Origin of the sequence: Paenibacillus sp. P36, assembly GCF_045866505.1 — a bacterium.
Classification (GTDB): Bacteria; Bacillota; Bacilli; order Paenibacillales; family NBRC-103111; genus Paenibacillus_E; species Paenibacillus_E chondroitinus.
Genome location: NZ_AP038372.1, coordinates 2,661,290 through 2,673,943, shown reverse-complemented (window position 1 = coordinate 2,673,943; position 12,654 = coordinate 2,661,290). Strand labels below are relative to the sequence as shown.

The window sequence follows — 12,654 nt, the reverse complement described above, 5'->3', positions numbered from 1 at the left end:
CAGCATCGAAAGCTATCTATTCATAAAAGTACTTATAACCCCATAAACATTTCGTTATTTGTTTGAAGAAATTTTACGCTTTACAATAACGGATGCAGGCCCTAATCCTATATCCAGTGAGGTCAAACCATGATAAGCACGCCAGACATCATCAAACAAAACATGATTCATATTATGAAGCAAATGAGCGGCTCCTGTCCTCGCATGTCATTCGTGAAGACACCACAAGTGATTCGTTACGAGAGTGATCTCCCTCATTCGCTATTCAATCGAATTATCACCTATGAAGGACTGAAATCCGATGGTGCCTTGAACGATATCGCAACAATTATTGATCATTATCGGTCATCTAAAGGTCCTTTCTCATGGTTGATCTGGTCGCATGACACCGACGCCGCTGAGCTGGCAAGTGTATTGGAGGAACACGGACTTAAAAAGTCCGGTCAATCTCCCGGCATGTCACTTTCCCTTGCGAATTGGACGTATAAGGCTCCAAGCATTTCCAACTTCGAAATCAAACCTATCCTGACAACAGCGGAATTCTCCTGGTTCAAAGAGATTGCCCTTCCTGCATTCGGCCTACAAGGAGAAACTGGCGAAGTATTCATGCAAGTAAACGAATCGTTAGCGCTCCGTGAACAAGCCATTTTACGGCATTATGTCGGATTCCTGGATGGCCGTCCTGCCGGAGTGGTTACAGCCTTTCAAGATGGAGAAACCATTGGTATCTACAATGTAGCTACTGCTGGAGAATACAGACGGCAAGGTATCGGAAGCGCTTTGACCGCGCATGCCATTCGTGAGGGACAAGTCGCAGGCGGCAAGATAGCCGTGCTGCAATCAAGCGAGATGGGCGTTGGTGTGTATCGAGCGCTTGGATTCAGCGAAGAGGTTCGAATCGATTTTTATTTCGGATGAATATGCACTAAAAAACGGAGCCTTTAGACCGCAAATGCGGGGCTCCGTTTTTGGTTGCTATTGTATTTGTTATTTTGCTCCTGCCAATTTCCTAGTTCAGAATCTGAGTAGCAAGTATGACCAGATCCTCAATGTCTACGACGTCGTCACCGCTCAAGTCGAACTGCTTCCACGAGTTCCAGTCGGAATCCGCGGACGACTTGCCGTACGCTTTGGCCGCCAGCGCCAGGTCGCCGATGCTGATCTTGTTGTCATTGTTGAAATCGCCGCCGCCATTCGGCTTGATGACTGCATCCAGGAATGTCTGCAACGCCGTCTGCAGCTGAGCTGTTGCCTGATTCACCGCTGCCTGATCGGCTGCCGGGTTATTCGCAACCGCCTTGGCCTGATCGATCGCCAACTGCAGTGTAGCCTTCGTACCTGCCGGATAACTACCGACTCCGCTGCCCTCCGATGCTTTGTCATGCTTAGCCTGGGCATCTGCAATCAAAGCATTCAGAGCAGACTTATCCACCACAACCTGCTGCTCAATTCTCAAGCTGTGACTCACTCCGTCGAACGTCGTCTCCACGCCGTTAGCATCCGCCGTAATCACCTTGCTGAGCAGGATCGACGTATTCCCTTCCGCTCCCAGCTTCGCTCTCAGGCTCAGCTTCAATAGATCCCCGTTCGGATCTGTCTGCTTCGCGCCAAGATGTACACCCAGTACGCGCAGCTTGCCGTCAACCTGTTTGTGACTGACGACGACGAATTGCTCGTCGGCCATAGAGACAGGATCGTATACCTGCTCCACGACTGTCGGATCGAACTCGAAAGTCAGATCCTGGGCCATCACTCCTGATTCCAGATCCTTCCCACTGTAAATCAGATCGAACGTTTCACCGGGCTGTACCGAAGCTGGTCCCGTCAACTTGATCTTGCTCTCGGTATTGGGGGCCGTCTTCGGAATAGCGATGTCCGTCCTCATAGAGGGCAGCTTTGCCTCGTCACCCAAATAGAAGCTCGCGAATCCCATCTGATCGTAGCCGGTGTTCTTATTCGCCACGCCACTGCGGTACATCGGGTCGTGCATCAGTGTGCGAATACCGTACTCCGTCGGAGACAGAGTTGTAACAATGGCCAGACGGTTATTGCTGCCCCGAAGAATGAGCTCCTCTCGCCAGTCTCCAAAAATATCAGCCTTGAGTGTGGGAGTGCTTTTATTGCCGGTCGACGTAAGCCCGGTCGCGAGATAAGAGGTGGTCGCAAAGGTCAAGTCGTTGACCGTGTTGATCGTAGCGCTGTTGACGGCCATGGCTGTCAAGCCGCCACCGAACCAGATGGCATTCTGGCCGCTGCCCAAATTTCTGCTGCCGTTCAGGAGCTCGCCCGTGATCATGCTCCTGGCGCCGTTCTGCGAATAGCCCTGCGCGCCGGGCCAGCGGTTAGAGAAGTTGCCGGCTACTGCACCCTCGGCATCGGTACCGGCGTATACGCCGAAGACCAGCGAGTTTTCATAGATAATCTCGCCCTGCGCATTCAGCCGTTTGCCCTTCATCGGGTCATGCGCCTCCGGGCCAGGCAGCCAGCCGTAATGCTTGCCGTTGCGTATGTCGTCCAGCATGTGCTCCTCGCTGCCGGACCACATTCGGATGCTATTGTCTTTAGCGACTGGGAGCAGCGCACTGCGGTCACCGTGACGGAGCGGAGCCCACACATTCAGCGGGTTATTCCGAACCGCGTCGGTGGCGAACTCGAAGCTGTCAGCAACCGGAGGGATGCTATTCTGACCCTCGATTGTCGGCATGATGTCGCCGTTCAGTACCTTGGGCAGGATCATGGTCTTGTCGGCGTTCAAACCGAGGACCATTGCTTTCATCACAATCTCATCCCGTCCATCGCCGTCGAGGTCGGCGGTTTGAGTTTGATGGTTGCCGCGGTTCTGGTAGTCATACGCGGAGCCGCCGAGAGTCCAGTACCGCGGGTCGGCCGAGTCGAAGCTGGCTTGAAGGTTGACTTTGCCGTTCACGATATTGTAGGCGGCAAAAGTCGTCCTTGCGTAGTAGCCGCGCTGAGAGACGGCATAATTGTTAACACCGTCAAGAGCGGCCACGACGCCGAGGTAGCGGTTGGCGCGGTTACCCTGCGCGTCGCCCCACACGGCCGCCTTCCAGGGATGCTCAAGCCAGTAGGCTTCTTTTTCAGCCATGATCTGCGCTTTATAATCACTAGTCGAGCTGCCGGCACCTGGACCGGGGAAAGCCAAATAAGAGTAATTCCCGCGCTGGGATTCTGGCGTCATAGCCCAGTTCTCGCCGTCAACGCTGCCCTTGTAAGGGAATGGATATTTGGCGCTGTCGATGAGCACGCCTTTGCCAGCTTCGCCGTCCCACTTAAAAGCTGAGAAAAACTCTTGATCGTCTTTGGCGGAGCCGATCGGGCCAACATGGTAGGTCTTAATCCACCGTTTGACCGTCGGATCATTAACTCCGTCGTTGCCGCCACCGGCTATCGGGCTGCGATAGGAAATGGTGAAGCTGTTAAGAAGAGACCAGTAAGTATTAAGGGCTTGCTCGTTGCCGGATGCGAAGTATTCCTTGAACTTGTCTGTGGTGGCATTCAAGCCGTCATTGCCGCCCACAACGGTATTGAGGGTGTCTTGATATATGACGGACTGTGATTCTTCGTCCCAATTTCCGATGCGAGTGCCTAAGGCGGTCTTCAGCATTAGCTCGGCTTTGCCGTCACCGTCAAAGTCTTGGCTAAACAAGGTGGTCTCGTGGTCGTTGGCTGCTCTTACGTTATAGCCCATATCGACGCGGAACAGCAGCGTGCCGTCCAGTTTATACACGTCTATGTACTCGGGAGCGGTTAAGTTGTTACTGCCACTGAAAATCGGCTCGGAATACATAGGATCTTGCTGGGTGCTGCGCCACTTCACGACGATCTCATACTCGCCGTCACCGTCAAAATCGCCCACCGTCATGTCATGGGTGGAGTAGGCGCTGCTTTGCGATGTATATATGGCCCCCGTGCCGGTTTTCGCATAGGGAAGTTTCGGTCCTGCGTCCAGTTCCTCAACGTACTTCATGAACTTGGCCTCCAGCTCTGCGTACAAGGCATCGCTGATAATACCGTCGGTCCCGAGCGAATGGGTTGGTTGCCAAGTTTCCTTATTGTACTCACCCAGCTTGTCGACCCATCCGCTAAGGTCTGCAGCGCTGACAGGGGTTTTGTTGTCATGCGGCTCGCGGAATGCCCTGAGCAGATCCATGTCGACGACGTACCAGTGCTGGCCGCCCGTACCGGGGATTACCATGTTGGCCGTAGTCAAATTAGTGCCCGGGCCGAACCTGTTGCCGCGGTAGGTAAAGTGCGCGAGCGGCACGGGAGATGGAGCCGGCTTCATTGGGATATAATGCACGGCGCCCCTATTGGCCTGTCCGGCGCTTCCCGCCAAAGCCGACAGCATGGGTACGGACATCCCCTGCCTGACTCCCTCAGCGCCGTTAATGACTGGCGCCACTTCATAGATGGAAGATAGGAGACCAGCCGGGTCGGTGTAATTAGACGGGGTGACGTTTTCTTTCACAATGCCGGGGTTTGTCTCGTAATTGCTCTCTGGCTGTACATCCCGGGGTGTGATGGTTGTGATCTTCACAAAATCAGCATCTCCATCTTTGCGGTAGACGTTCCAGGAGAGGCCATCGGGTTCGTCTCCCAGGAAGCGCCAGCTCAGGAATATGCCGCCTGCGACTTGGGCAGCGACCAAGCCGCGTGTCATATATTCCATCGGGCGCAGTCTGGGCGCTGCGGCATCAGCTGACGCCGGGACGATGAAGGCGAACAGGGACAGGCACATAGAAAGCGCCAGGGACATAGATACGAGTCTGAGCAGTGACTTTTGCATTTTTGTTTTCCTCCCTCTAATCATGTAGCTATATTAGTGGTTTGATCCGTTGTAATGTAGGTGCTGATAAATCCATAATTGGAAACGCTTTCTAAAATAGTTTGTATCCTGCGAAACTATTCCAACATACAGGTACATGAAGTCGAAATCGATGATGATGGAAAGTAGGTGTTAGAAAATTATGTCAGGCAGAATGAATCTCTGCGGAACTTATGCGATATACCTCCCATGTCTCTCTGAGCATTACCATGTACCTTTTAAAGGCATCGTTATGGGGAATCTTTAGCATCATCATTTGGAAAAAGAGAGCTCGCAGCATTTTTTTGCCCTATCGGGAGATGCGTTGATCTTTGCATTGTTCCAATATCCATTGATAGGTCAACAATTACATATTCCAAACCCAGGTGCCGTTGATAGCCATTCATTCTCTAAAGATCGGGAACCATTCGATTCACCCCCCTTGATCCATTTCGTAGCAAACCATCGGAACCGCTGCGAAATCCAGATAATCCCACCTTACACTACGTGATGGCTAAGGGGTAGGTTAAAAATCATACCTATTTGTTCAAAAATCAGAGGTGTTCGTTTCCACCATTATTTAATCGTCCGATATGAGGGGAATTGACATCGCTGGGGAGAAAGGAACCGTTGGTGGAGTTACTTCTCCTCCATAGTTTAGCTTGTTAAGAGCCGGTAGGAGCGAATGTTTGAGGTGGAGAACACCCAGCACCGCCAAAAATTCAGCGGTACTGAGACACTTGGCGGAGGAGATAAACTCATTTTAGTGTTAAGTTGGCCAAGGATACACCTTAGAGGAACTACAGACCACTATTCTAGCGAACTCAGCCCGTTTTCGCGTTCAAGCGGAACTACAGGGCCTTGATATGAACGCACTCTGTCAAGCCCCCATTTTAGTACGAGAGTAATTGAGTGTTTTTTGTAAGCAAATAACTCGGCACAGGAGCAAAATGCAAGCAACGGCTAGCATCCTGATATTCGCGGGCTGGTTACCGCAGTTAATGACTTTCGTTAAGAAGAGCTTCCTGTAAACTATTGTCGCACGCAGCTATTAGCAAACCTATAGTTGTGCATAAGGCCTCACACGGACTCTCTTCAACCCCTACTTTGCTCCTGGGCCCAATTATTGCTTTTGTTTCACCATACTTAGGTATCTTATTCCTGCTAAAGTATCGACTGTCAAGGCCGCGAAGCGCAACGTTTAGCCTTGACAGCTCGGATGATTTGAAGACTATGTCTTGTCCCAGCCTGTCGGCTGGGCACTCTAAACCCTGTTGTCGGTTTTAGGCCGTTACAGATCGTTCGACTTTACACGCGATTTCCCAGATGAATCCGACTAGTTCTCGCGCAACTGCTGTTACAGCTACATTAGATTCTTTTCCACGGTACACAAGTTTACAGTATTTGCTGTTCAGCCGTATTTGCGCTCTCCATGAGACAGCCAGAAGTTCGCCTTCCTGACCTTCCATTCGTTTTCTAAGTTCCCTGCCTATCGATGGCTTATGACGATAACTCCAACTTGATTCGACCAAAGTGCGACGAACTCCACGATTACCCGCCTTGGTAATACTTCCTCTTCGCGTACTAAGTCCTGTAGAATGCTCTCGTGGGACCAGGCCAAGGTAAGCCATGAGCATGGCAGGATTTCGGAAACGTGTAAAACAACCTATTTCAGCAACAAGCGTAAGCGCCGAGATGATGGCTACCCCTTTTAATACCTGAAGTGCTTTAACGACTGGACCCAAAGCCCCTTTTTGAGCATATTGAATAATGCTCGCTTCCAGACGTTGAAGGCGACTTTCGGATTCATGAATCGCCTGCAAATATTCTTGAAACATGAGCTGATCAGATTCTCTTTCCCATTTCAAGCTGGTCAACCACTCTCTGTAATTTCGTGTCCAACGATTTTTGATGGCAGGTGGATGAGAAATTTGACGCCGCAGAAGTAACTTTAATACCCGCTGGCGATCTCGATGGAGATCCTCTTTCGCATCCTCTCTTGAGCGAACAAGATCGCGAAGAGCTTCTTGTTCAGGAGTTGGTACGTGCACAGCTGTTAGTTCTCCCGCGCGAAACAGTGTAGCAAGACGAAGGGCATCTCGTTTATCTGTCTTAATTTGATCGCCTGTCCGGACTGGAATGAGGGAAGGGGCGATAACTTTACAAGTAATACCGAGCGCAGTTAGCCAGTGAAAGAGTACATAACCCGTTGGGCCAGCTTCGTAACAAACTTCTAAGTTTTCAGCATTGCCGAGTTGTCTCATTATTTTCTTTACGAACTCCAGTTTATGAGGGAAGTGCCCAACGAAGCGAGGTTCGTCGCGTCCAGCGTCTGCAACAGCAACAGAAATCTTGTCTTTAGATACGTCTAAACCTATGAATTTTGTGGTATGCTTCATATTAACAGCTCCTATTTTGCTTATTAGCTCTGGATTGGTATGGATTGATTGTTCATTACCAGTTTAGCCTACGATTCAGCAAATATTAGGGGCTGTTGTGCGTTCATCATAACTACTTGACCGCCTACCTGTTTTTCTTTAAGAAAACGGACAAATAGCGCCCCACAGTTCCCCTCCCCACGAAAAAGAGCCCATTTCGTAGAAATAGCACCCTGTAGTTCCCCTCCCAGGGGGAGTCCCATAGTAAGCGAAACTTCCCCTTAATAAAAAAGAAGAAGCATCAGCTTCTTCCCTTTTCAATCAAAACAATTATGAAATTGGCGGGTAACAAAAGATCACCTGCAAAGGTGAATCTCCTTCACTAACCCACTTCATCGTGCTCATAGAAGCCGGGATGAAAAAGGTATCTCCTTGATCGATAACGCTCATCCATGACTCATAGGATAGAGTACCTTTTCCTTGCGTAACTATAGCAATAGCGAAGGGACCGTTTAACTCATTTGTAAACGTACCATTTACGTTCAACCGGTCCATGGTAAAACGATCCGTGTCTGACGCTTGAATGAGTGCGGACAAGCATCCACCGTCCGTTTCCTGCAATACGCTCGGCTGCTTGTACCATTTGTTTTTGATTTGTTCCAATGAATGGTTGTCATAATGAAAACAATTCAGCATCTCATCAAAGCCCAAGCCCTGGTGACAGGCCTGATCCGGCACAGGGTTACCTCTTGGTGTTGTTCGCTCTGTCCGAAGCGTGTAATCGGTTGGTTCCTGAATTTCAATCAGGAAGCATCCGCTTCCGATTGCGTGAGGCACTCCGCCCTCAACAAGGAAAATATCCCCTTCACGGACGGGTATCCGATGCAGCGCACCCATCATCCCTGGAATATCCTGTGTTTCAAACAGGTTCTTCCAAACTTCGGCCGTCACTCCCGGTTTAAAGCCAAACAACACATAAGGCTCTTCGCCATCTATGGTTCTGCCACCCAATACATACCAGGCTTCCGTTTTGCCGAATCGAGAGTGGAATCTCGTTTCCGCAAAGTGCCGATCGGGATGCACTTGAATCGTCAGTCGCTCACTGGAATCGAGCAATTTGACCAATACAGCCGTTTGCGAGCCGAACTTTTCGACATGGGCTCTGCCCATAAAGGCTACCGGATCAGAATCTATCACTTCTTGCAAGGTCGTCATCGACCCGTCAGGGAGCTTGACCTTGCTCAGTCCTTCTTGGACGTGTTCACGGCCAACATTAACGGCCTTCACGACCGAAGCCACCCATTCCTCGGGAAAGCTGCTATCTTCCCGAGCAGCTTGCTTCTGCCATTGATCGATAAGCTTGCCGCCTGAATAGGTTCGCCATACCCGATTTGGCTGCAGCAGAATAGGGTGATTACTCAACCCATCAAAAAGATGATGCGACACTTTTATCCCCTCCACGAAAGTTTATAAATGCCAACATCCTTGGCAGGAATCGTAACACCGAGAGACACACGTCCAAGCTCCTGCCGGCTCTCAACTTTGCAGCTGTTTGAAATGCAGGAGACAGCCTCTAATTCTGTATCGATGCCGCTTAGGTACACATCGGAGGAAATCAACTCATTTGTATAATTGAATACAAACAAGAGCATTCCGTCTTCCCCTTTCAGGGAGCACAATTTCAATCTAGCATCCTTTATGGAATGTAGCGATAGCGAATATAACGTATCCACATGCTGCACCCAATTTCGCACATGCAGTGAAGGCTCTTTATGGAATCCGTACCATAACATAGTCGAAATATATAAGATACGGCCTTTGCCAATCGGTGAGTGCAACACGGCGGGAGCGTTATCCGAATAACTACCCCAGATGTCCACATTCGGGCTAGTCACATTTAGAATTTTTCGTTCAAAATAGCCTGGCAGGCTTGATAGCTCGCCTTCTTGAAGTGAAATCTGCAGCTCTAACGGATCAATGTCGACCAAATGATAACCAAGATCAGCGTTTAAATCCCCGCCCGGCAGCTGGTCATTCATAAGGCTATCTTCCTTGATTTCTCCAAATTTACCATCAGCGATTATAGTTCCGCCTTGTTCTGCGAATTGCTTGAGAGCTGCTGCAAGTTCAGAACCGATCGTCAGTTGATTCGTTAAGAACAATGTCCCAAACGCAGACGCTTTGCCCTTCTTCACATCATCCGGCGTGATAAATTTAGCGGGGATGTTCAGATCCCATAGACACTCATACAATCCCGCAATCGAATTAAGATAGATATTCGTTTCGTCAGGCACCGTTAACGTAAAAGCTTTGGTAAAATCATGTGTTAACTTATCATACAGAATAGCCACACGCGGCTGCTCAGGATCATAGTTGGTAAAAGCGGACCGATGCTCCATAAGAATGCTGCCGATTTCAGCAGCGGCATCCGCTCTGGGCGTAAAGCCTCCTTGCGCATCAACCAAACCGCGTCCAGCCGTTTGAATCCCTTTCATAAAAGGGTCCCATTTCCAATATATAAGTCCCTTTGCCCCATGCGAAATCGCTTCCCAGTTCCACCATTTTAGTTCGTACGGGTGCACCACGCTTTTGGGTTTAAACATACTCCTATGATGACTTTGCAGCTCTGAAATCCAGAAACGGCCTGTTCGTGTCGCAGAGTGCACACCGACAAAGGTTTCCCAACGTTTATAATGCGGGGTTCCTTCCAATGTCTCTTTGGGATAAAACGAGATGCCATATTCATCTACGTTCTCTGCTATGTTCCAATCATCATGAGGTCTTGAATAGAAATTATCCGTAGCGACCATAGAGTTAATGTTGTCAGCGATTGTCAACCGTTCAGGATCGACTGCTTTGATATAGCCTCGCCATTCACTCAGAATGATTCCCATGTTCTCTTTGCGGAATTGCTCCCAATCGACAAATGGCATTACGCTTGCCCACAGCCAGTAGGTGAACTCGATTTGGTTCCAGTCATAATATGAACGGTCCCATACTTCATTCAATCGTTCAATACGGCCATATTTTTCCTCTAGCCAGCTGCGGAATAACTGTAAAGTAAACCGATCATAGGAAGTAAACATCGTTTCATTCAAAATATCGTACCCGTACAGGGCTGTTGAATGCTTATAAGCTTCTGCTGCGGCTGTATAATGCTTCTTCACAAGCTGCTTGACTTCCGGGTGATTGTAGTTCAAATAATCAAAAATGATTTTGTCGTTATCAACCGTTCCGTTTGCTTTTTTGGCGTAATAGTCTTCCTTCATTAAAAAATCCGGCGCATACTCGAGTGCGGTAATTTGGCCTGCCAGCTCCATGATGACTTTCATCCCGATTTGTTCCGCATGCTTTAAAATGTCAATCCCTGTTTGAAAAGGGTAATTGGCGTTCGCTTTATTCTCCCACCAGAAGAAGGCCGGCCAGATGACAACGATATTCATGCCGCAACGCTTCATATCGTCTAATTTTCTTCGTATATCTTCAAGCGTAAACTCTCTGTGCACCTTAAGAACGGAGCCATACGGAAAATCTGAGTTCTTCATTGGAATCTCCTAACAACCTTACGAATTTTGCCGATGGCATTCTTCCATCACTGCAATTTGTTGCCGTACTTGCTGCGGTGTAACTTCAAGTGCTTTCCCATTTACAATCGTTTGATATAGCATGGTATAAAAGCTTTCCGCCATCGTATGGAATAAATCTTTGCCCTGTTCAATCGGGGCATCCCAGCTTTCTTCATACCACTTCAATTGTTCACGGCAATAAGCTGGCTCATTTTTTTCATTGACCAGCGGGGTAGTCACCAATTTCAGTTCTCCCGCTTCCTCTTGTTTGAAATATTTCCAGTCCAAATGCTTGGTGCTCCCATTAATCCCGCCTCTAGTCCCTTGGACATTATAAGTAAAGCTCGGATATGCGCAGCAGGAGGAGATTTCCACATCAATGACAGGACGTCCATGGCCGTGCAGGATGATCTTGACGTAATCTTCGGCATCCCCAGCTGTATTCGCACGATCCATAATTGAAGTGATATGCGGCATTTCCTCGCTGCCAAAAAATTGGAGAGCCTGATCTACCGGGTGCGGTCCCGTATTTAAGAGGTTGCCGCCATCATTTGCGCGTAATGTCTGCCAGTCCCATCGTCTTGCAAAATTGTTGTAGGCAATACTAACCTGAACCACTCTGCCTATGACGCCAGATTGAATAATCTCCTGCACCTGACGATAGGCTGGTGCGTACCTGGACTGCTGATAAATAGCAAGTAATTTCCCTGTTTTCTTTGCCGTATCGATTAAAATATCCACTTCCTCTACCGATCGAGCAAGAGGTTTCTCAGATAGGACATGAAATCCGTTCTCCATCACTTCTTTTGAAATCCCAAAATGAAAATGGCTAGGTGATGCATTAATAATTAAATCCAGATCATCCCTCTTGAACAGATCATGGTAATCACGATAAACATCACAGTTCAGCTCTTTTTTGGCTCTTTCAAGCCTTTCTTCCAACATGTCCGCTACAGCAACAATTTCATACTGCTCTTTCATTTGACTCAAGGAGTAGGCGTGTATATCACGCCCACTCCGTCCTTGACCAATAATAGCAACTCTGATCTTTTTCATTTCGTTACCTCCGTTGCTAATTTGCGCATATATTGTACATACTGGGGAAAGGAAATTTCAGGATTCTCCAATTCCGGATGCCATTTTTTCTCCCATTCCAAAGTAAAATAGCCCTCATATCCCTCACGTTTTAATAACGTATAAATGTCTTTCAATGGGATATCGCCTTCCCCGGTTAAGCAGTATTGGAAGCCTTCTCCCCCGTTATCCACGGTACGTGAATCTTTCACATGCGTATATGCGATCCATTGTCCCAAGGCTTTCCAGCTATCTTCAGGTTGTTCGCCAATCATGCGATACGGATGATGCACATCCCACAGTACCCCTATTGCATCGGTATCGACCAATTCCAATACCTGTTTCATATTTACGCAAGAAATCCAATCATCATGTGTTTCAATCAAAAGTTTAACACCGTATGCCTTAGCGATCTTTGCCATTTCAGTTACATGCTTAACGACCTTATGAATCGCCGTTTCCCGATCGGCATCCCCAATTTTGCCGCCAAATACACGAATGTAGCGAGTTCCGAAAATGCTGCAAAGCTTCGAGAATTCGGTAATCTCCTGTAGATTTTTTTCGTAATTTTCCTCTGAAAATAAATGGACGGAGCTGGAGAAGCAAGAAACATGCAATCCGGCCTTGGTGATTTTATCCAGCGTTTGTTGCACCTGCACGGAGAACTCCGGAAGCTTATAGATGTTCATTTCACCGGTTAACCCCCTAAAGTCGATTGCATCAAAACCATATTCAGTGGCGCTGGCAATTATTTTGTCTAAGGGCCATTCCGGACATCCTAGTGTAGTGAAGGATAATTTCATACAGATTC

7 protein-coding genes are annotated in these 12,654 nt (G+C 48.5%); 1 reads left to right on the top strand and 6 read right to left on the bottom strand.

The genetic code is table 11. The annotated features are described in order from the left end of the window. The first annotated feature begins 129 nt into the window (after nucleotides 1–129). Nucleotides 130–918, top strand: coding sequence for a GNAT family N-acetyltransferase (locus ACKTT9_RS12100; RefSeq protein ID WP_407871760.1), 789 nt, complete (start codon nucleotides 130–132; stop codon nucleotides 916–918). Between the two features lie 91 nt (nucleotides 919–1,009). Here the strand turns inward: ACKTT9_RS12100 and ACKTT9_RS12095 are convergent, their stop codons facing one another. The 6 genes from ACKTT9_RS12095 to ACKTT9_RS12070 all read right to left on the bottom strand — a co-directional run bounded on the left by ACKTT9_RS12095 (nucleotide 1,010) and on the right by ACKTT9_RS12070 (nucleotide 12,646). Beyond that, nucleotides 1,010–4,807 (bottom strand): cohesin domain-containing protein, encoded by a 3,798-nt coding sequence (locus tag ACKTT9_RS12095; RefSeq protein ID WP_407871759.1) that lies wholly within the window; start codon nucleotides 4,805–4,807, stop codon nucleotides 1,010–1,012. Between the two features lie 1,301 nt (nucleotides 4,808–6,108). Further along, nucleotides 6,109–7,224, bottom strand: a complete 1,116-nt coding sequence (locus ACKTT9_RS12090; protein ID WP_407869224.1) for an IS110 family transposase — start codon at nucleotides 7,222–7,224, stop codon at nucleotides 6,109–6,111. 309 nt (nucleotides 7,225–7,533) lie between these two features. Continuing rightward, nucleotides 7,534–8,649: a type I phosphomannose isomerase catalytic subunit gene (locus tag ACKTT9_RS12085; RefSeq protein WP_407871758.1), complete on the bottom strand. Its 1,116-nt coding sequence runs from the start codon at nucleotides 8,647–8,649 to the stop codon at nucleotides 7,534–7,536. A 2-nt stretch (nucleotides 8,650–8,651) separates the two neighbouring features. Beyond that, nucleotides 8,652–10,748 carry a beta-galactosidase gene (locus ACKTT9_RS12080; protein WP_407871757.1) on the bottom strand — a complete coding sequence of 699 codons (2,097 nt, stop codon included), beginning with the start codon at nucleotides 10,746–10,748 and terminating at the stop codon, nucleotides 8,652–8,654. An 18-nt stretch (nucleotides 10,749–10,766) separates the two neighbouring features. Then, a complete protein-coding gene (locus ACKTT9_RS12075) occupies nucleotides 10,767–11,825 on the bottom strand; it encodes a Gfo/Idh/MocA family protein (RefSeq protein WP_407871756.1) in 1,059 nt (352 codons plus the stop codon). Beyond that, nucleotides 11,822–12,646 carry a sugar phosphate isomerase/epimerase family protein gene (locus tag ACKTT9_RS12070; RefSeq protein WP_407871755.1) on the bottom strand — a complete coding sequence of 275 codons (825 nt, stop codon included), beginning with the start codon at nucleotides 12,644–12,646 and terminating at the stop codon, nucleotides 11,822–11,824. The genes ACKTT9_RS12075 and ACKTT9_RS12070 overlap by 4 nt, the downstream gene beginning before the upstream one ends. Between the last annotated feature and the right edge of the window lie 8 nt (nucleotides 12,647–12,654).